Consider the following 19,539-nt stretch of genomic DNA (forward strand, 5'->3'; position numbering starts at 1 on the left):
TCATTGAATGGTCCTTTCGCGACGCCCGCCGTGCGGACAAAGCCGCTGCATGTTGCTATGACCGCCGGCCAAAACGACGGGACCACGAGCGCAAGATGTTCAGACCTGAAGAAATTCTTGTCCTGACCGGGGCACCCGGTTCAGGCAAAACGACCGCCTCGAAGAGAATCGCGCAATTGCCCGGCAGCCCGAAGGTCCACCTGCATTCGGACGACTTTTGGCATTTCATCAAGGCAGGTTCGATTCCGCCCTGGCGTCCCGAGGCCCACGGCCAGAATGCCACGGTGATCGACGCGGTGTCCGATGCTGCTGCCCGCTATGCGAAAGGCGGCTACTTCGTGCTGGTGGATGGCATCATAGGCCCTTGGTTTCTGGACGCCTTCCGAAATATCGAAGCGGTCTTGCACTATATCGTCCTTCGTCCGGATCTGGAGGAAGCCATCAGACGATGCCGCGAACGGGGCGGCACCACCCTTTCAGATTCGGTCCCGATTTCTGCTCTGCATCAGCAGTTCGGGAATTTGGGCGCATTGGAGGGCCATTCGCTGTCGGTGGCAGGTTTGAGCGTTGACGAAACCTGCGACGCGATCGGTGAGGCGGTGGAAAGTGGGCATTTCAGGTTGCGGTAGAGCTGAGAGCCTTGAGGGAGAATATTCGATCAAAGCTCGAAACCGTTATCTGACATTTTCGCTCTATTTATGGGTTCTGGCTCTGCGGTGATGCTTGCTGCATGGACGGCAGAAAAGCAAAGCAGGGCGCTGCTGCGCCCTGCCATTGTTCTGTCGACGCTTTCGAAGTCTCAGCTGCAGCCGCTCGTCGAGCCACAGGTGTCGCACTTCAGGCAGGTGCCGTTGCGCACCATGGTGAAGTTGCCGCATTCAGAGCAGCTTTCTCCCTCATAACCCTTCAGCCTTGCCTGGGCGCGGCGCTCGGCGGCCTTGGCCTTGGCGTCCTGCTCGGGAGCCGGCTCCTCATGCTGGGGCAGGCGGGCGAAGGCAGCTTCGATCTCGCTCTTTACCGCTTCCTGTGCCTTCAGCGCCGTCGCGCCTTCCGTGCGGATGCCGGTGGCGCTTCCGCCGATGGCGGTCACGCCGGCACTGCCGGACATGAGGGTCAGGCCCTTGGCCTTCTGGCCGCGCAGGAGACCGTGGGAGACGGGGCTTGCGGCCGGAGCCTTGCCCTCGTCGACGCCCTGGCCCATGGCCGTGGCGCCGATGTCCTCCGGTGCCACATGAGCGAGGTCATGGCGCTGCAGGTAGGAGATGGCGAGTTCGCGGAACACGTAATCGAGGATCGATGTCGCGTTCTTGATGGCGTCATTGCCCTGCACGAAGCCGGCGGGTTCAAACCGCGTAAAGGTGAAGGCATCGACATATTCATCGAGCGGCACGCCGTACTGCAGGCCGAGCGAGATGGCGATGGCGAAGTTGTTCATCAGCGAACGGAAGGCGGCGCCTTCCTTGTGCATGTCGATGAAAATCTCGCCCAAGCGGCCGTCATCATATTCGCCGGTGCGCAGGTAGACCTTGTGTCCGCCGACAATGGCCTTCTGGGTGTAGCCCTTGCGGCGGCTCGGCAGCTTCTCGCGTTCGCGGATCCGCTCCACGCGCTCGATGACCTTCTCCACGATCTTCTCGGCCATGACGGCGGCCTTGGCGGCGGCCGGCTGGGCGGCGATGGCCTCGGCGATCTCGTCGGCGTCATCGTCCTCATCGGCGATGAGCTGGGAATTCAGCGGCTGGGAGAGCTTGGAGCCATCGCGATAGAGCGCATTGGCCTTCAGCGCCAGGCGCCACGAGAGCATGTAGGCTTCCTTGCAGTCCTCGACCGTAGCCTCGTTCGGCATGTTGATGGTCTTGGAAATGGCGCCCGAGATGAAAGGCTGCGCCGCTGCCATCATGTGGATGTGGCTTGCGACCGAAAGAAAGCGCTTGCCGGTGCGGCCGCAGGGGTTGGCGCAATCGAACACCGGCAGATGCTCGGCCTTCAGGTGCGGTGCGCCTTCCACCGTCATGGCGCCGCAGACATGGGTGTTGGCGGCCTCGATGTCGGCCTTGGAGAAGCCAAGGGCGGAGAGAAGATCAAAGGCGGGATCTTCCAGTGCTTCCGGCGAGATGCCGAGCTTGCCGGTGAGGAACTCGTCGCCGAAGGTCCAGCGGTTGAAGGCGAACTTGATGTCGAAAGCCGACTTCACGGCCGCCTCGGCCTTGGCGATGGCGTCTTCGGTGAAGCCCTTGCTCTTGAGGGTCGTCGGGTTGATGGCCGGCGCCTGACCGAGCGAGCCATGGCCCACGGCGTAGGCCTCGATCTCGGCGATCTCGTTTTCGCGATAGCCCAGGGTACGAAGCGCTTCCGGCACGGCGCGGTTGATGATCTTGAAGTAGCCGCCGCCGGCGAGCTTCTTGAACTTCACCAGTGCGAAGTCCGGCTCGATGCCGGTGGTGTCGCAATCCATGACGAGGCCGATGGTGCCCGTCGGGGCGATCACGGTCGCCTGCGCATTGCGGAAGCCGTGCAGGATGCCGAGCTCGGAAGCGAGATCCCAGGCCGCCTTGGCGCGTTCCACCAAGAGGCCACCGAAGTCGCCGAGCGAGGCGCAGGACTTGTGGTCCAGCGGGACGGGCAGAGTGTTGAGGCCCTCGTAACCCTTGGTCTCGCCATAGGCGGCACGGCGATGATTGGAGATAACGCGCAGCATGTGCTCGCGGTTGGGGCCATAGCCGGGGAAGGCCCCCAGCTCACCCGCCATCTCGGCACTGGTGGCATAGGCCACGCCGGTCATGATCGCGGTGAGGGCGCCGCAATAGGCACGGCCCTGATCGCTGTCGTAGGGGATGCCCGAGGTCATCAACAGCCCGCCGATGTTGGCATAGCCGAGACCAAGCGTGCGGTAGCGATAGGACAGTTCGGCAATCTTGCGCGACGGGAACTGCGCCATCATCACCGAGATTTCGAGGACGATGGTCCAGAGCCGCACGGTGTGCTCGTAACGCTCAACGTCGAAGGAGCCGTCGGCGTTGCGATACTCCAGGAGGTTGATGGAGGCGAGGTTACAGGCCGTGTCGTCGAGGAACATATATTCCGAGCACGGGTTCGACGCGTTGATCGGGCCGGAGGCCGGGCAGGTGTGCCAGTCGTTGACCGTCGAGTGATACTGCACGCCGGGATCGGCCGAGGCCCAGGCGGCGTAGGAGATCTGCTCCCACAGCTCCGCGGCCTTCAGCGTCTTCTTCACCTTGCCGTTCGAGCGATAGGTGAGATTCCAGTCGCCATCCTCTTCCACAGCCTTGAGAAAATCGTCCGTGACCCGAACCGAATTATTGGAGTTCTGGCCGGAGACGGTGAGGTAGGCTTCCGAGTCCCAGTCGGTGTCATAGGTGTCGAACTGGATATCGGTGTAGCCCTGGCGGGCGAACTGCATCACGCGCTTGATCAGATTGTCCGGCACGAGACCCTTGCGGGCGGCCTTGATCTCGCGCTTCAGCACGGGGTTCTTCTCGGGCAGGAAGCAGTCATCGCCCGGGCCCTCGCAGTTCACGCAGGCCTTGAGGATCGCCTTGAGGTGCTTCTTGACGATCTTGGATCCGGTGACGAGAGCGGCGACCTTCTGCTCTTCCTTCACCTTCCAGTTTACATAGGCTTCGATGTCGGGATGGTCGACGTCGACCACCACCATCTTGGCGGCGCGGCGGGTGGTGCCGCCCGACTTGATGGCACCGGCGGCGCGATCGCCGATCTTGAGAAAGCTCATGAGGCCGGACGAACGACCGCCACCGGAGAGCTTTTCGCCGTCACCCCGCAAGGCCGAGAAATTGGTGCCGGTGCCGGAGCCGTATTTGAACAGGCGCGCCTCGCGCACCCAGAGGTCCATGATGCCGCCCTCGTTGACGAGGTCGTCCTCGATGGACTGGATGAAACAGGCGTGCGGCTGCGGGCGCTCGTAGGACGACGGGGAGGGCGCGGCATCGCCGGTCTTGTGGTCGACATACCAATGGCCCTGGCTGGGGCCATCGATGCCATAGGCCCAGAACAGGCCGGTGTTGAACCACTGCGGGCTGTTGGGCGCCACTTTCTGGGCCGCCAGCATGTAGCAGAGCTCGTCATAGAAGGCGCGGGCATCGGCTTCTGAGTCGAAGTAGTTGCCCTTCCAGCCCCAGTAGGTCCAGGTGCCGGCAAGGCGGCTGAAGACCTGACGCGCGTCGCGCTCCGAACCGGTGCGCTTGTCCTCGGGCAGTTTCGCCAGCGCCTTGTCATCAGGCACCGAACGCCACAGCCAGGAGGGAACGGTCTCTTCCTCGACACGCTTCAGCGTGGCGGGCACGCCGGCCTTGCGGAAATACTTCTGCGCGAGGATGTCAGAGGCCACCTGGCTCCAGCCGGCGGGCACCTGGATATCGTCGAGCTTGAAGACCGTGGACCCGTCCGGATTGCGGATCTCGCTCGTAGCCGAACGAAATTCGATGGACGCATAGGGTGACTGTCCTTCAACCGTGTATCGGCGTTCGATCCGCATCATTCAGCTCCAAAGTCAGGGCCGAAGGCCCCGCCGGCAGCGCCGGCTCTGTTCCCGCATTGCCCGGCCGTGGCTGGGCGGTTCTCTTGGCTCGTCTGACGGAGCGGCAAAAGGCATGCGCTGCATCATCTGCAGCGACGCCCTGGCGCTCAGGATCAGGAACCAGCGAGAACGACGGCCCCCAGCTCATCGTTGCACGCTCAATGTCCCCGGAGGCTAGGTCGAGTCGTCAGGCAAGGCAACGACCGAAAAACCACACATGGGGCATCGCGTCCCTCTTTCCCACTATATTTAGTGACTCCGGAATGATGAATCGAGTCTTAACGTTTCGAAACATCAACGAATTGATAGACGCACCCTGCGCCGCCCCATACCCTCCTGTGAAGCTCTCTTCGGCTGTGGTTCCTGTGGAGAGCGGGTACAAAAAATCGGAGCGGCTCCGGCAACGCGTGGACTCCGTAGGTGGCGCGCCTTCCCGAATGTGGAAGCTCCATGTGCGCAGCGATTGATAACCATTTGCAATTGCAAAGATCTTTGTTGTGCGGGAGTGGCCCAAGAGCTATGCGGGCGCCATTCTCATCATGAGAGCAGGGCCGCATGAACCGAACCTCATATATCGCGTTTGCCAGCATTCTGGTCGGTTGCGCCGTGCTGGGGCTCAAGATGTTGGCCTTTTGGCTGACCGGATCAGTCGCACTCTATTCCGATGCGCTGGAGAGCGTAGTCAATGTGGCGACCGCCATCGCGACCGCCGCCGCCGTCCGCTACAGCGCTCTGCCGCCTGACAGCAATCATCCCTACGGCCACCACAAGGCGGAATATTTCGCTGCCGTCCTCATCGGCGTGCTCATCATCCTCGCTGCGGCTTCCATCTTGCACGAGGCATACTATGCCTTCCATTCGCCGCGGCAGATCGAGGCGCCTGCTCAGGGCCTCGTCGTCAACGGCATTGCCGGCGTCATCAACCTGATCTGGGCGCAGATCCTCATCCGGTATGGCCGCAAGCATCGTTCACCCTCTATGGCGGCGGACGGCCGCCACCTCATGACGGATGTCCTGTCATCGGCTGGTGTGATCATCGGCATCGCCCTGGCGATCGCGACCGGTTGGCAGCAATTGGATGCCGTGCTGGCCGCACTCGTTGCGCTCAACATTCTGTGGTCGGGCTGGCAAGTGATGCGGGAATCCGTCGCCGGTCTCATGGATGTTGCGGTGCCGCCCGAACTGCTCGACCAGATCCGCGGCATCATTGCGGCGGAAGCGAATGGCGCCATCGAGGCTCACGACGTTCGCACCCGAATCGCCGGCAGCGCCACCTTTGTCGACTTTCATCTGGTGGTGCCCGGCGACATGACGGTGACCTGTGCGCACGACATCTGCGACCGGGTGGAGCAGGCGTTGAAGCGGGAGGTGCCGGGCTCGACCATCAGCATCCATGTGGAGCCTGAGAACAAGGCGAAGCATGCCGGCATCGTGGTGGTTTAGCCGCGCCTGCGGCGTCCGTTCGCTGGACATGGCGGCCGGCCGAAGCCATAGTCCGCCCAACATTCGGAGGCCTTTCTGGCATGGGTATGTTTACCGAGATTTTTGCCTGGTGGACCGGCACGACCATCGGCACGCGCTTCTTCACCTGGCGCAAGGGCACGTTTGTGGGCGAGGACGAGTTCGGCACGAAGTATTATCAGGCCGATGTGCCGCCGCTGGGCGACCGGCGCTGGGCGGTTTATGCCAACAATTGGGAGCCGTCGCAGGTGCCTCCGGGCTGGCACGCCTGGCTCCATCACACGGTGGACGTGCCGCCTTCGCAGGAGGACTATGTCCCGCGTGAGTGGCAGAAGGCCCATCGGCCGAACATGACGGGCACGGCCGGCGCCTATCGGCCGAGCGGCTCAACTCTGGCCAGCGGCCAGCGCCCGAAGGCGACCGGTGATTACGAAGCCTGGAGCCCCGGCCGATGACGGCAGCTTCCGTGGCGGGCGCGCAGACATGGTCTGCCGCAAGCTACGACAAGAACGCCCGCTTCGTCTCCGATCTCGCGGGAGATGTGCTCGGCTGGCTTGATGCCCAGCCGAGAGAGCGCATTCTCGATCTCGGCTGCGGCGACGGCGTTCTGACCGAGCACCTGGCGAAGAACGACGCTTCCGTCGTTGGTGTCGACTCCAGCGAGGATTTTGTCGCGGCGGCCCGCGCGCGGGGCGTCGATGCACGGATCGGTGACGGTGAGGCGCTCGCCTTCGATGCGGAATTCGATGCGGTCTTTTCCAACGCGGCCCTGCATTGGATGACGAAGCCCGAGGCGGTGATCGACGGGGTCTTTCGGGCGCTGAAACCCGGCGGGCGGTTCGTTGCCGAATTTGGCGGCCATGGCAATGTCGCCGCCATCGTGACGGCCCTGCGGGCCGTGGGGCAAGCACGTGGCGGAGATCTTCGCCTTGCCAATCCCTGGTTTTTCCCCACGCCGGCGGAATATCGCACGATGCTCGAGGCACGCGGTCTTGCCGTGGAACGTATCGGGCTCTACCCGCGCCCGACGCCCCTGCCGACGGGAATGGCGGGATGGCTCTCTACCTTCCGCGCACCTTTTTTTGATCAGTTCGGCAAAGATCGCGAGGCGGCGGTGTCGGAGGTCGAAGCTTTGCTGGGTGCCTCGCTGCGCGACCGTTCTGGAAACTGGACGGCCGACTATGTTCGTATCAGGGTGCATGCCTCAAAGCCTGCTGCGGCGTGATTCTCGCCAAGCCCCTGCCGTAATCTCGCGTCACGACATGATTTTTCTCCTGCACCGCGTCGTTCTCATGCTTCCACGCCTTCGGCCCGCCGCTTTCACCCTGGGATTTCTCTCTTTTACTGTGATGGCTGCTTCCGCGCAGGAGCGGATCCAGAACCCGATCGCGATCTTCGCGGGGCTGGACAAGATCACCGGGCGTATCGTGCAGTTCGATGTGGCGGTGAATGAGACGGTGCAATTCGGCGCGCTGCAGGTGACGCCGAAGACCTGTTTGACCAACCCTCCGACGGAGACGCCGGAAACGGTCGCCTTTGTCGAAGTGGATGAGATCACGCTTCAGAAGGAAACTAAGCGCATTTTTTCCGGCTGGATGTTCGCCTCCAGCCCGGGCCTCAACGCCGTGGAACATCCCATCAATGACGTTTGGCTGATTGAGTGCAAGGGCGGCGCGACACCGGCACCTCCGGACATTCCCCCCGTCGGCCAGTGATCAGTCGCGGGACGGACGCAGCACGGAGAGGGCGGCACGGCCACTGATGCCTTCCCTTGGCCAGACATCGAAGTTGCCCTGAACAGTCAGTGCCTGCTGCAGGCGTTGGTGATACTCGGCCTTCTTCAGCTCGATGGCGCCGAAGGTGCGCAGGTGATCCGTGACGAACTGCGTGTCGAGCAGCACAAAGCCGCCCGCCTGCAGCCGCGCCGCAAGATGCACCAGCGCAACCTTTGAGGCGTCGGTGACGGTGTGAAACATGCTCTCGCCGAAGAAGGCGCCGCGCAGCCGGACACCATAGAGGCCGCCAACCAGCGTTCCGTTCCGGTAGGCCTCAACGGTGTGGCAGTGCCCGGCGTCAAAAAGATCGCCATAGAGATTGCGGATGCGCCGATTGATCCAGGTCTTGCGCCGTCCGGCCGCCGGGCGGGCGCAGCCATCGATCACCGCCTCGAAGTCGTGATCGACGCGCATCTCGAAGTGATCCGAGCGAATGGTTCGTGCCATCCGGCGAGAGAGGCGGAACTCCTCCAGCGGCAGGATTCCGCGCAGCTCCGGCTCGATCCAGTAGAGGCCGGGATCGTCCGCGCTTTCGGCCATGGGAAAGATGCCGCAGGCGTAGGCTTTCAGCAGCACCTCGGGCGTAATTTCTACCAGTACGTCGTCGATACGGGTCATGCCTCAACGATAAGACGAAAACGCCGTCCTCGTCATGTGCGAGATCGCGGACGCTCAACCTGCGAGCGAGCCGCCTTCGGCAAGGGCCTTTTCAAGCCAATGGATGTCATAGGCGCCATCCTGCATGTCGGGCGATCGCACCAGCTGCCGGAACAGCGGGATTGTCGTCTCGACGCCGTCCACGACGATCTCGTCGAGGGCACGGCGAAGGCGCATCAGGCATTCGGTGCGGTTCCGGCCGTGGACGATAAGCTTTCCCACCAGGCTGTCGTAATTGGGTGGGATGCGATAGCCCTGATAGGCGGCGGAATCGACGCGGATGCCGAGGCCGCCTGGCATGTGCCAGTGCTGGATCGTGCCGGGCGAGGGGCGGAAGGTTCTGGGATCTTCGGCGTTGATGCGGCACTCGATGGCATGGCCGCGCAAAATGACGTCCTCCTGCCGGAAGGACAGGCGGGCGCCGCCGGCAATGCGAATCTGCTCGTTGACAAGATCGATGCCGGTGATCATCTCGGTCACCGGATGTTCCACCTGAATGCGGGTGTTCATCTCGATGAAGAAGAACTCGCCGTTCTCATAGAGAAATTCGATGGTACCGACGCCGAGGTAGCCGAGGTCAGCCATGGCCTTGGCGCAGATGGCGCCGATGCGCTCCCGTTCTTCGGCGTTCAGAGCCGGCGAGGGGCCTTCCTCCCAGACCTTCTGGTGACGGCGCTGGATCGAACAGTCCCGTTCCCCCAGGTGCACCGCATTGCCCTGGCCGTCGCCGATCACTTGGATTTCGATGTGGCGGGGCTTCTGAAGGTAGCGTTCCATGTAAACGGCATCGTCGCCGAATGCGGCCTTGGCCTCCGAACGGGCGGTAGAGAGCGCCGTTGCGAGGTCTTCCTCCGACTGCGCGACCTTCATGCCACGGCCACCGCCACCGGCGGCGGCCTTGATCAGCACGGGAAAGCCGATCTCGCGGGCAACCCGCATCGCCTCATCAGGATCGGAGATGCCGCCGTCCGACCCAGGGACGACCGGAATGCCGAGCTTCTTGGCGGTCTTCTTGGCGGCGATCTTGTCGCCCATCACACGAATATGCTCGGCCTTGGGGCCGATGAAGCCGATGTCATGATCATCGAGGATCTCGGCAAAGCGGGCGTTTTCCGAGAGGAAGCCATAGCCCGGATGCACGGCGTCGGCACCGGTGATCTCGCATGCCGCGAGCAGCGCCGGAATGTTCAGGTAGCTGTCACGCGCGGCAGGAGGCCCGATGCAGACGCTCTCGTCTGCCAGCCGGACATGCATGGCATCGGCATCGGCTGTGGAATGCACCGCAACGGTTGAAATTCCGAGCTCCTTGCAGGCGCGCAGCACACGCAACGCGATCTCGCCGCGATTGGCGATCAGGACCTTGTCGAACATCAGAGTGCCGCCTAACGCTTATTCGATGATGACGAGAGGTTCGCCGTATTCGACCGGAGAGCCGTCTTCGACGAGGATTTCCTTCACCGTGCCAGCCTTGGGTGCCGGGATCGCATTCATGGTCTTCATGGCTTCGACGATGAGGATCGTCTGGCCAGCCCGTACCTCGGTCCCAACCTCCACGAAGGGCTTGGCACCCGGTTCCGGCGCCCGATAGGCCGTGCCGACCATCGGAGACAGAAGGGCGCCGGGATGTTTGGCGGGATCACTCGGTGCCGCAGCAGCGGCGGCGGGTGCCGTAGCTGCCGCCGTAGGGGCCGCGGCGGGAACGGAAATGGTCGTTGCGCCCACGGTCCGCGCGACACGAATGCGCAGATCGTCGTTTTCGATCTCGATCTCCGTGAGATCAGTCTCCGTGAGGAGATTGGCCAGTTCGCGGATCAAATTCTGATCGATGGTAGGACGCTCGTTCGACATCACTTTTTTCCTTGGAAGCCGGAGGTGGCGAGCCCGGCGAGGGCATCCAGGGCCAGCTCATAGCCTTTGGAGCCGAGCCCGGCGATGACGCCACGCGCGACCGGTGAGATATACGAATGCCGGCGGAAATCTTCCCGCGCATGCACATTGGACAGATGGACCTCGATCACGGGAGCTGCGATCGCCGCGATGGCATCGCGCAGGGCGACAGAGGTATGCGTGTAGGCACCGGGATTGAAGATGATGCCGGCGCTCTTCCCCGCTTCCTGAATCCAGTCGACCAATTCGCCCTCGTGATTGGATTGCCTGCAATCGAGGTCGAAGCCGATCCGTTCCGCATGATCCCTTAGGCGTGCCTCGATGTCCGCCAAAGTCTCCCGGCCATAGACCTCGGGCTCGCGGGTGCCGAGCAGATTCAGGTTAGGGCCGTTGAGGACAAACAGAGTCGGGCGCATGCGTCTGGCGCTTTCGGGAAAGCTTCCGGGGGAGCCTAGATGAAGGCGTTCTTATACGTGCTGCTTTTCACGAAAAAAAGCCGCGCAACAGCAAAATCCCTCAGGAACAGGTTGCCTTGCCGCAACTGCGGACATTATCCACCGCCTGCTTCAAGGCTTTGACGCCAATGGCGCCCGGCAGGATGTCTTCTCCAACGATATAGCTTGGTGTGCCGCTGATCCCCAAGGCCTGGGCCAACTGATGGCTTTCCCGGATATAGGCCTCGGTCTCGGCAGAATCCGCATCAGCGATCAAATCCTGCGCGTTGAGACCAAGCCCCTCCGCAATCTTCAGCGCCGCCTCTCCATTGGCCTGGCCCTCGCTGCCGAGAAGGGCGCGATGAAACTCGGCGTATTTTTCCGGAGCGCTGCGATGCACGGCGATGGCGACGCGCGCGGCCTGGACCGATTCTTCTCCGAGGACCGGAAACTCCTTCAACACGACCTTCAGCTTCGGATCCTGTTCGATCAGGGTGTTGAGGTCGGACAATGCCTGCCGACAGAAGCCGCAGTTGTAGTCGAAGAATTCGACCAGCGTCACATCACCTTCAGGGTTGCCAAGTTCCATCTGAAGCGGGGAGGAGAAGATCTTCGGCTTCAGATCCGCCATGGCCACCTTCGCGCGTTCCTGCTGGGCCGCCTGCTCCTTGGCCTGGAGAGCTCCGGCCATGTCACGCAGGAGTTCGGGATTGGCCAGCATGTATTCGCGAACGATGGTCTCAACAGCCGTTCGGTCGATGGGCGCGGGTTGAGGCGAGGGGGCCCCCTCGGGCGCAGCGACGACCGCCGACAACTGGCCAGGCTCCTGCGGGCTTTCCATGGCCTGCTGCGCCTTGGGAAAGGTCACTTCCATCTGGCCGGTGGCGACCGCCCAGGCCGCCACGCCAACGATTGCTATGGCGGCCAGGCTCACCATTTTGCTTTTCACGGACACAGCACGCCTCTCTTTTCAACGATTCGGGATCGGCCGGAGACTAATCCATCTGCGGCGGCTTGTAGCTCACTATATCATCGGCCTGGAGCCAGCTTGGAGAACCCGTCGGCAGCCGTGTCTTGGCACGCGCGGCGAGCTGTTTTGCAAGACGGATGTCTCCTTCGCGAAACGTCGCCTGGGCCGAGGCCACATCCGCGCGCGCGTTGTCACCGGTCCGGCCATAGGCCATGGCGAGAACACGATAGGCGGCTGGAACATCCCGCTCATAGGCCATCGCGCGATTGATCTCCGCGATCGCGCCTTTGTAGCTGCCGGTCGCGACGAGAGCCTGGGCGAGCATGATGCGAATGAGTGCGGCAGGGCGTTCGGGCGCCAGTGCAACAGCCTTCTGCAAGGGCGCGACGGCCTCGCGCGGACGGCCACCCTCCAGGTAGGCCTGGCCTTTGAGTTCCCAGAAATAGGGGTTTCCCGGTTCCTGCCGGATCAACTGGTCGATCTGCTGAATGGCGGGGTCGACCGGCCCGAAGCGGTAGGCGCTGATGGCCCGCGCGTAACGTGCGGGCATGCTCGTGTCCCGGGACGGATAGGCGCGGGCGATGGATCCCGCGTCCTTCAGGAAGCCGATGGTCTTAGCCTGCGCCATGGCGTGGCGATAGCGCAGAATGTCGGGGTCCGCCTTGTTGTAGGATGGGCTTTTCTTTGCCAGCGCCTCGAGGTTCGCGATACGGTCGCGCGGCATCGGGTGGCTCTGGGCATAAGGATCGGAATAGCGCGCGGAGAACATCGACTGGTCCGCGAACCGCCGGAAGGTGTCGATCATGCCTTTTGCCGACTGTCCGGACTTGGCGAGGTAGGACACCGCCGCCTGGTCGGCCGCCTGTTCCAGCGCGCGGACATAGGAGAGCATGTCCCGCTTGGCCACAGCCTGCGGCGCCAGCATGGCGCCCGTCGCGCCCGCGCCGACGTTGCCGGCGCCCGCGGCACCCGCGCCGGCGACGGCCGCCATGCCCAGGAGCATGGCGATGATGGCGCGGGTCTGTGCCTCGGCCATGCGTTGGCGTGTGCTTGCCAGATGTCCGCCGGCGATATGGCCGGTCTCGTGGGCGAGCACCCCGATCAACTGGTTGGGCGTCTCCGATTGCAGCAGGGCGCCCACATTGACGAAGATCCTCTGGCCGTTGGCGACAAAAGCGTTGAAGCTGAAGTCGCGGATCAGGACGATCTCGGTGGCTCCCGCCCTGACGCCGGCCGCCTTGAAAATCGGCGCGGTGTAATCGCGCAGCAGTTCCTCGATCTCGGCATCACGGACGGGTACCAGCCGGCTCTTGCTGGATTTGCCCTGGTCCTGCGCGGCAACGGGCAGGCTGGCGCTCATGACCGCGGCAGCCGTCACAAGGGCGATCATCCTGCGAAGGCCGCCGGTTTTCGGCTTGCGGGCGTGGGGGGAGCGCGGCATACCCCGCTCATGGAGAGCGACCGTGGCATTGGTAAGGCCGCGAAAGCCCTCAAGGAGTGTGCCGTGACTGACGCCGTTCATCCTCGTATCCTCAAGGCGCTGCGCGCCGAAGTCAGCCCCTTTCTCGCCATGGACGTCATGGCTGCGGCCCGTGACAGGCTGGAGGCCGGCGGACGCGTTATGCGCATGGAGATCGGTGAGCCGGGATTCCCGCCGCCGCGTCTGGCGGTCGAGGCAGCGCAGCGAATGCTCGCCGAAGGCGGAACCATCGGTTATACGGATGCCCTGGGATTGCCGCAGCTCCGCCGCCGCATCGCGCGTCACTACAAAGACGCCTACGGGCTCACTGTCGCGCCAAGCCGCGTTGCCGTCACGATCGGCTCGTCCGGCGGTTTCATTCTGCTGTTCCAGGCGCTGTTCGATCCGGGAGACCGGGTTGCCATCACGATGCCGGCCTATCCTCCCTACCGCAACACCTTGAAGGCGCTCGGAATCACGCCCGTCGAGATCCCAACGCGCGAGTCCACGCGCTGGGCTCTGACGGCGGAACAAGTTGAAGAAGAACACGCGCGCGAGCCGTTGAAGGGCGTTCTCGTCATGAGCCCGGGAAATCCGACAGGGACCGTCATCGATGCCGCCACTTTCAGGCCGCTTGCCGAAACGTGCCGACGTCTTGGAATTCACCTGATTTCGGACGAAATCTATCATGGACTGACCTATGATGGCGTGACCGCGCAGACCGCTCTTGCTTTCTCCGATGAGGCGATGGTGGTCAACAGTTTCTCCAAATACTACGGAATGACGGGCTGGCGCATCGGCTGGCTGATCTTACCCGAAGATTTGGTGCGCCCCATCGAGCGGCTTGCTCAAAATTTCTTTATCTCCGCCCCGATGCTCAGTCAGGTCGCGGCTCTCGCCGCCTTTGACGCAACAGACGAGCTTGAGGAGCGCCGCGCTGCTTATGCGCGCAACCGCGCGCGGTTGATCGATGCCTTGCCCGCGATGGGTCTTGATCACTTCGCACCTCCGGATGGCGCCTTTTATCTTTATTGCGACGTGGGTCGGCTCACCAATGACAGCCTCGCCTTTGCAAGAGCCATGCTCGCCGAAACAGGCGTTGCCGCGACACCCGGGGTCGATTTCGACCCGCAGCAGGGCGGGCGGTATCTGCGCTTCTCCTTCGCGGGAGCGGAAGCCGATGTTGAAGATGCCATCACCACTCTCGGGGCATGGCTAAAGCAGCGTTAGCGGGCAGCTGTGTTTTCGCCGCGCAGTATATTCAGACGTTAATCCTGCTTGGCTTGAACCAGCATGGAAGGTTTCAAGCGTAACAATTCATTTAGGCGGCGACCCGTTAGCTCTCCTGCGAGGCGCAGAACGCGCTACTCGAAATCTGCTATGCGAGAGAGCACCATGAAGAAGTCATGGCATTCCTTGACCTTTGCCCTGGTCGCAGGTCTGACGGTCCTTTTCCCGCCCGCGAGCCGGGAAGCACAAGCCGCACAACTGGTTCTGTTCGAAGGCAGCTGGTGTCCGACCTGTCGCTACTGGAACAAGACGGTAGCGCCCAACTACGCCACCAATGACGTCGGCCGTCTGGCGCCACTGCGCCGCGTCGAGATCGGCACTCCGCGCCCGGCCGGCCTCGATAAGCCGAATGTCGGGACAATTTTTGCCGTCCCGACATTCGTGGTGATGGAAAAAGGGCGCGAAGTCGGCCGGATCGAGGGCTTCACCACTGAAAAGCACTTCTGGCGGAGACTCGGAAACATCCTGTCCAGCCAGAAGCTCGCCGGTCGTAAGTGAGGCTCAAGTGAGTATGCGCCCGGTGAAGGGGGCGCATACCTTCAGGACTTGCCGAAGATCCTGCGCTGCCACCATCCTCCGCGCGCAGGTGCTGCCGGCTTCTCAGGGTCATTGTCCTGGGGAGATTCGGCGCTGGGGGCCGGGGAGGACGGGGCCGTCTGCGCCGTCGCTGATTCAGCGTCGGGTGCAGGCGCCTCCACGGTTTCCACCGAGGTCTCCGTTGGCGCTTCGGCGTCAGTTTTCTTCCGGCGGGGCGCGCGTTTACGTGCGGGTTTAGCGGCCGGGACCGGTTCTTCTTCGACAATTTCGGCAGCGGGCGCTTCGGGCACGGTTTCCGGCTGCACGGGCTGTTCGGTGACCGTCACAGGTGCCGTGCCCATGGCCACGGCTTCCGTGATGGGTTCCTCGCCACCCTGTTCGGCCAGACCGGTCTCGCCCGTTGGCGATTCGGCCCCAGCCTCGGTGGTGGCATCCTCCTCGCGTCGGTTACGGCGTCCGCCACGGCGGCCACGACGGCGACGCTTCCGGCCTTCCGATGTCTCACCTTCTTCCGGATGACCGGCTTCCGCCTCTGTGGCTTCGTCCTCGCCAAGGTCATCCCGGTCATCGCTGACAATCGCGTCATGCTGTTCCCGCGGGACGGCATCGGCCTGCTGACCGCCATTGCCACCGCGCCGTCTGCGGCGCCTGCGGCGCCTGCGTCCCCCGGTGTCCTCGCCGCCGTAAGGTTCCGTTTCGCCGGAGGCTGTATCCTCGCTCTCACCTTCAGCTGCTTCAGCAGCATTGGGCTCAGCGTCATCGATCTCGGGTTCGATGGTCTCGATCTGCACCGCGGTCACGCGGCCGGCCGGACGGTTGGAAGCCTCACCCTTCTCAATGACAAGATGCGTGTTCACCGCCAAGGCTTCATCAGCGCTGAACAGGATGGTCACGCCGAAACGGTCCTCCAGCTCGTGGAGATGGGCGCGCTTCTGATTGAGGACATAAAGCGCCACGGCACCGCGCGTGCGGACATTGAGATTATGTCCGGGATTGCGGAGCAGGAATTCCTCGACCATGCGCAGCACGTGAAGCGCAACGGATGGAACGGCACGAACGATGCCAGCGCCGGCGCAATGCGGGCAGATCTCGCTGGAGCTCTCCAGCACGCCGGTGCGGATGCGCTGGCGCGACATTTCCAGCAGCCCGAAGTGGGAAATGCGCCCGACCTGCAACCGCGCGCGATCGTGTTCGAGGCATTCCTTCAGCTTCTTTTCGACGGCCCGATTGTTTCGGGTTTCCTCCATGTCGATGAAATCGACCACGATAAGACCCGCGAGATCGCGCAGGCGGAGCTGCCGCGCCACTTCCTCGGCGGCTTCGAGGTTGGTCTTGAGCGCCGTATCCTCGATGTTGTGCTCGCGCGTGGACCGACCGGAGTTCACGTCTATGGCCACCAGAGCTTCGGTCTGGTTGATGACGATATAACCGCCCGATTTCAGCGTGACCTGAGGTGAGAACATCGCATCGAGCTGGCTCTCGACACCATATTTGGTGAAGATCGGCGTCGCCTCGCGATAGGGCTTCACATTCTTGGCATGGCTCGGCATGAGCATGCGCATGAAGTCCTTGGCGTCCTTGTAGGAGCTGTCGCCCGCAACCAGGACCTCGTCGATGTCCTTGTTGTAGAGGTCACGGATGGCCCGTTTTACCAATGAGCCCTCTTCGTAGACCAGCTTGGGCGCAACGGAGGAAAGGGTCATCTCCCGGACGGTCTCCCACATGCGCAGGAGGTATTCGAAGTCGCGCTTGACCTCGGTCTTTGTGCGGTTGGCGCCGGCGGTGCGCAGGATGACGCCCATTCCCTCCGGCACTTCCAGGTCCGTGACGATCTCCTTCAATCGCTTGCGGTCCTGCGCGCTGGTGATCTTCCGGCTGATACCGCCGCCACGGGCGGTGTTCGGCATGAGAACGCAGTAGCGGCCTGCGAGGGACAGGTAAGTCGTCAGAGCGGCGCCCTTGTTGCCGCGCTCTTCCTTTACGACCTGAATCAGCAATACCTGACGCCGCTTGATGACTTCCTGGATCTTGTAAACGCGACTGCGGCGTTCGCGCCGCGAAGGCAGCTCTTCCAGCGCGTCGTCGGAACCGACCGAATCGACCTGATCGCTGTCATCGTCACCGTCAGCATTGTCTTCGGGCGCGGCGTCATCCGCCGCCTCTTCCGCGACCGGTGACGCGTCGACCTGCTCGGCGGGTTCAACGCCACTCGCCTGATCTTCGCCTCCGACTGGCGCCTCTTCGGTCAGCGTCTCGTCTGAAGGCATGTCCTTGGCGGCATTGCGTTCCTTGCCGCGGCCGCGACGACGGCGTCCGGAGTTGCCCGCGTTCTGCTCTTCCTCGTCCCTCTGCTCGGCGCGCTCGTCTTCTTCGAGCAGGGCCTGGCGGTCCGCGACCGGAATTTGATAATAATCAGGATGAATTTCGCTAAAGGCGAGGAAGCCATGGCGGTTGCCGCCATATTCCACGAAAGCGGCCTGCAGCGAGGGCTCCACACGGGTAACCTTCGCAAGATAGATATTGCCGCGCAACTGCCGGCGGCTGGCGCTTTCGAAATCAAACTCCTCGATACGATTCCCACGGACCACCGTGACCCGGGTCTCTTCCGGGTGGGTGGCATCGATCAGCATCTTGTTGGCCATGAAGAACTCTCTTGGGCGCGCCCCGGGTCCGCATCGCGAATCCCTGCATGATGCAGGTTTCGTCAGGGTGTTGGGCGCGAATGGGGGATGGATTGAAGAATGAGAGGCTGGACGTCATGGCCGGCGACGCGGAGCGAGCGCGGAATCCGCAACTGGAGCTCTGCGTGAGCGACACCATCCTGAACAACCTCGTTGCAAACGCCACCGACTGATGACGTGAAAAGGCGATTGGCCGAACAGTGGATATCAAGCGCCGGCACAATATCCGGTCTGCCACGTCGGCGCTGCCTGTTGTCAGTAGGCAAACGTCGGAACCCTTTGTTCAGGCCTTTGTATCCTTGGCGTCCGCGCGCGCCATTTCCGCAGGTTAACCCTGAGCGCGCGTCGATTCCGCAATGGACACCATTATTTCATAAGAGCCGCGTTGATCTTTGACAAGCGGCAAGAGCAACTGTTGCGCGCGCGCCACATTAATCATTGCAACTGAATGAGACGTCTTTAGATCGGGTTAACCCTCGTCGCCATAGTAGGCTAGGGCTACACTCCGGAAGCATTCGATTGAGGAGGGCGCGTGAGTCGGATCGGGATCATCGCGAGGTGCGCACGGGTCACGGCGGTGTTGATCGCCGTGTGGTCGACGTCGCTTCCGGTTGCGGCTTCCGACCGGATCTCGGCGCTCGATGCCAGGGTTGGGGGCGACGCCAAACAGACCCGCCTTGTCGTCGATCTCAGCAATTCGATCGAGACGCCGCGCTTCTTCACTCTAGCTGACCCTTACCGGGTTATCATCGATCTCCCTCAAATCGCCTTCCAGTTTTCCGACAAGGTGGGGCATGAGGGCAGGGGTCTCGTCTCCGCCTTCCGCTACGGGCTTATCGCGACGGGGCGCTCACGCATCGTGATCGATACGGCGAAGCCGGTCCACGTCGAGAATGTTTCCGTCGTCGAGGCCTCGGAAGGACAACCTGCCCGTCTGCTGGTTGATCTCGCGCCGACGACTCGCGGCAAATTCCTGGCCTCGGTCTCGGCTCCCGGATCGGAAGCTGCGCCCCGCCGCAAGGTCGAGGCGCCCAAAGCGGGTGACACGCGGCCCGTAGTCGTGATCGACCCCGGACACGGCGGGATCGACTCCGGCGCCTATGGTGCAGGCGGGGTCAGCGAAAAAAGCATCGTGCTCCAGGTCGCCCATATGCTGCGCGAGAAGCTGGAGGATGGAGGCAATTACCGCGTTGTCATGACGCGTGAGGATGACACCTTCATCCCGTTGGGCGAGCGTGTGCGTATCGCTCGTGAAGCCGGCGCCCAGCTCTTCATGTCGATTCATGCCGATTCGCTGTCGGCGTCTAACGGTGTTCGGGGCGCGACGATTTACACGCTTTCCGACCGTGCCTCCGATGCGGAAGCGGCGTCACTGGCGGACAAGGAAAACCGGTCGGACGCCATTGCCGGTGTCGAGTTGCCTGAAGAACTCGACGATGTCGCCGGCATTCTCATAGATTTGATGCAGCGCGAGACGCGCAGCTTCTCATCGCGCCTCTCTCAGAGCCTCGCGTCCTCGTTGCGCCATGTCGTGCGTTTGAACAAGAACCCGCAGCGCTCCGCAGGTTTCCGGGTGCTGCGTGCGCCGGATGTGCCCTCTGTCCTGGTGGAACTCGGATATATGTCGAGCCAGCAGGATCTGAAGCTTCTGCAGTCGGATGAATGGAGGAAGAAGGCGACGGAGGCCATGATGAAGGCGGTTGATGAATTCTTCGGACGCAAGGTGGCATCGGATGCTGCCCGAAAAGTGAATTGACGGTAAGGACCTTTCGAGCGCCGTAATTTCATCATAAACCGGCATCAGGCCGTTGGTATGGTTTGCGCTGACGAGTA

The 19,539-nt window shown here is 62.7% G+C and carries 16 protein-coding genes; 8 read left to right on the forward strand and 8 right to left on the reverse strand.

The window, feature by feature from the left end:
• Positions 1-95 precede the first annotated feature (95 nt).
• Entirely contained in the window at positions 96-629 is a 534-nt protein-coding gene (locus IEV58_RS10490; protein ID WP_188409672.1) for an AAA family ATPase, read from the forward strand.
• Between the two features lie 170 nt (positions 630-799).
• Here IEV58_RS10490 and IEV58_RS10495 read toward each other — a convergent pair whose 3' ends face one another.
• Positions 800-4,513: a vitamin B12-dependent ribonucleotide reductase gene (locus IEV58_RS10495; RefSeq protein ID WP_188410281.1), complete on the reverse strand. Its 3,714-nt coding sequence runs from the start codon at positions 4,511-4,513 to the stop codon at positions 800-802.
• Positions 4,514-5,110: 597 nt separating this feature from the next.
• Between IEV58_RS10495 and IEV58_RS10500 the strand changes: the two genes are divergently transcribed.
• The 4 genes from IEV58_RS10500 (at position 5,111) to IEV58_RS10515 (ending at position 7,731) form a co-directional block, all read left to right on the forward strand.
• Positions 5,111-5,998: a cation diffusion facilitator family transporter gene (locus IEV58_RS10500; RefSeq protein WP_188409673.1), complete on the forward strand. Its 888-nt coding sequence runs from the start codon at positions 5,111-5,113 to the stop codon at positions 5,996-5,998.
• A gap of 80 nt (positions 5,999-6,078) precedes the next feature.
• On the forward strand, positions 6,079-6,471 hold the full coding sequence (locus IEV58_RS10505; RefSeq protein WP_188409675.1) for an NADH:ubiquinone oxidoreductase subunit NDUFA12: 393 nt from the start codon (positions 6,079-6,081) through the stop codon (positions 6,469-6,471).
• Complete coding sequence (locus IEV58_RS10510; RefSeq protein WP_188409676.1) at positions 6,468-7,241, forward strand: class I SAM-dependent methyltransferase; 774 nt, start codon at positions 6,468-6,470, stop codon at positions 7,239-7,241. Before IEV58_RS10505 ends, IEV58_RS10510 begins: the two co-directional genes overlap by 4 nt.
• A gap of 37 nt (positions 7,242-7,278) precedes the next feature.
• Complete coding sequence (locus IEV58_RS10515; RefSeq protein ID WP_229729353.1) at positions 7,279-7,731, forward strand: DUF2155 domain-containing protein; 453 nt, start codon at positions 7,279-7,281, stop codon at positions 7,729-7,731.
• Here the strand turns inward: IEV58_RS10515 and aat are convergent, their stop codons facing one another.
• The 6 genes from aat to IEV58_RS10545 all read right to left on the reverse strand — a co-directional run bounded on the left by aat (position 7,732) and on the right by IEV58_RS10545 (position 13,261).
• Positions 7,732-8,409 (reverse strand): leucyl/phenylalanyl-tRNA--protein transferase, encoded by a 678-nt coding sequence (gene aat / locus IEV58_RS10520; RefSeq protein WP_188409678.1) that lies wholly within the window; start codon positions 8,407-8,409, stop codon positions 7,732-7,734.
• Positions 8,410-8,463: 54 nt separating this feature from the next.
• Positions 8,464-9,819, reverse strand: coding sequence for an acetyl-CoA carboxylase biotin carboxylase subunit (gene accC, locus IEV58_RS10525; protein WP_188409680.1), 1,356 nt, complete (start codon positions 9,817-9,819; stop codon positions 8,464-8,466).
• Positions 9,820-9,837: 18 nt separating this feature from the next.
• Positions 9,838-10,296 (reverse strand): acetyl-CoA carboxylase biotin carboxyl carrier protein, encoded by a 459-nt coding sequence (accB, locus tag IEV58_RS10530; protein WP_188409681.1) that lies wholly within the window; start codon positions 10,294-10,296, stop codon positions 9,838-9,840.
• Complete coding sequence (aroQ, locus tag IEV58_RS10535) at positions 10,296-10,751, reverse strand: type II 3-dehydroquinate dehydratase (RefSeq protein ID WP_188409682.1); 456 nt, start codon at positions 10,749-10,751, stop codon at positions 10,296-10,298. Before aroQ ends, accB begins: the two co-directional genes overlap by 1 nt.
• 100 nt (positions 10,752-10,851) lie before the next feature.
• Positions 10,852-11,706 carry a DsbA family protein gene (locus tag IEV58_RS10540; RefSeq protein WP_188409684.1) on the reverse strand — a complete coding sequence of 285 codons (855 nt, stop codon included), beginning with the start codon at positions 11,704-11,706 and terminating at the stop codon, positions 10,852-10,854.
• Between the two features lie 58 nt (positions 11,707-11,764).
• Positions 11,765-13,261 (reverse strand): M48 family metalloprotease, encoded by a 1,497-nt coding sequence (locus IEV58_RS10545; protein ID WP_229729354.1) that lies wholly within the window; start codon positions 13,259-13,261, stop codon positions 11,765-11,767.
• Here IEV58_RS10545 and IEV58_RS10550 point away from each other — a divergent pair.
• Positions 13,244-14,428 carry a pyridoxal phosphate-dependent aminotransferase gene (locus tag IEV58_RS10550; protein WP_308791141.1) on the forward strand — a complete coding sequence of 395 codons (1,185 nt, stop codon included), beginning with the start codon at positions 13,244-13,246 and terminating at the stop codon, positions 14,426-14,428. The genes IEV58_RS10545 and IEV58_RS10550 overlap by 18 nt on opposite strands.
• Positions 14,429-14,614: 186 nt before the next feature.
• Positions 14,615-14,986: a thioredoxin fold domain-containing protein gene (locus tag IEV58_RS10555; RefSeq protein WP_188409688.1), complete on the forward strand. Its 372-nt coding sequence runs from the start codon at positions 14,615-14,617 to the stop codon at positions 14,984-14,986.
• A 41-nt stretch (positions 14,987-15,027) separates the two neighbouring features.
• Here the strand turns inward: IEV58_RS10555 and IEV58_RS10560 are convergent, their stop codons facing one another.
• Positions 15,028-17,667: an Rne/Rng family ribonuclease gene (locus tag IEV58_RS10560; RefSeq protein ID WP_188409690.1), complete on the reverse strand. Its 2,640-nt coding sequence runs from the start codon at positions 17,665-17,667 to the stop codon at positions 15,028-15,030.
• 571 nt (positions 17,668-18,238) lie between these two features.
• Between IEV58_RS10560 and IEV58_RS10565 the strand changes: the two genes are divergently transcribed.
• The gene (locus IEV58_RS10565; protein WP_188409691.1) at positions 18,239-19,462 is read left to right on the forward strand and encodes an N-acetylmuramoyl-L-alanine amidase; all 1,224 of its coding nucleotides are present in this window, start codon (positions 18,239-18,241) and stop codon (positions 19,460-19,462) included.
• Positions 19,463-19,539: the final 77 nt, after the last annotated feature.

It is taken from the genome of Agaricicola taiwanensis (genome assembly GCF_014635245.1).
GTDB classification, from domain to species: Bacteria; Pseudomonadota; Alphaproteobacteria; order Rhizobiales; family Methylopilaceae; genus Agaricicola; species Agaricicola taiwanensis.

Bases quoted from the DNA above. Each gene is read 5' to 3' on its own strand.
- IEV58_RS10490 (WP_188409672.1), top strand. From the start codon at position 96: ATGTTCAGACCTGAAGAAATTCTTGTCCTGACCGGGGCACCCGGTTCA.
- IEV58_RS10495 (WP_188410281.1), bottom strand. From the start codon at position 4,513: ATGCGGATCGAACGCCGATACACGGTTGAAGGACAGTCACCCTATGCG.
- IEV58_RS10500 (WP_188409673.1), top strand. From the start codon at position 5,111: ATGAACCGAACCTCATATATCGCGTTTGCCAGCATTCTGGTCGGTTGC.
- IEV58_RS10505 (WP_188409675.1), top strand. From the start codon at position 6,079: ATGGGTATGTTTACCGAGATTTTTGCCTGGTGGACCGGCACGACCATC.
- IEV58_RS10510 (WP_188409676.1), top strand. From the start codon at position 6,468: ATGACGGCAGCTTCCGTGGCGGGCGCGCAGACATGGTCTGCCGCAAGC.
- IEV58_RS10515 (WP_229729353.1), top strand. From the start codon at position 7,279: ATGATTTTTCTCCTGCACCGCGTCGTTCTCATGCTTCCACGCCTTCGG.
- aat (WP_188409678.1), bottom strand. From the start codon at position 8,409: ATGACCCGTATCGACGACGTACTGGTAGAAATTACGCCCGAGGTGCTG.
- accC (WP_188409680.1), bottom strand. From the start codon at position 9,819: ATGTTCGACAAGGTCCTGATCGCCAATCGCGGCGAGATCGCGTTGCGT.
- accB (WP_188409681.1), bottom strand. From the start codon at position 10,296: ATGTCGAACGAGCGTCCTACCATCGATCAGAATTTGATCCGCGAACTG.
- aroQ (WP_188409682.1), bottom strand. From the start codon at position 10,751: ATGCGCCCGACTCTGTTTGTCCTCAACGGCCCTAACCTGAATCTGCTC.
- IEV58_RS10540 (WP_188409684.1), bottom strand. From the start codon at position 11,706: ATGGTGAGCCTGGCCGCCATAGCAATCGTTGGCGTGGCGGCCTGGGCG.
- IEV58_RS10545 (WP_229729354.1), bottom strand. From the start codon at position 13,261: ATGAACGGCGTCAGTCACGGCACACTCCTTGAGGGCTTTCGCGGCCTT.
- IEV58_RS10560 (WP_188409690.1), bottom strand. From the start codon at position 17,667: ATGGCCAACAAGATGCTGATCGATGCCACCCACCCGGAAGAGACCCGG.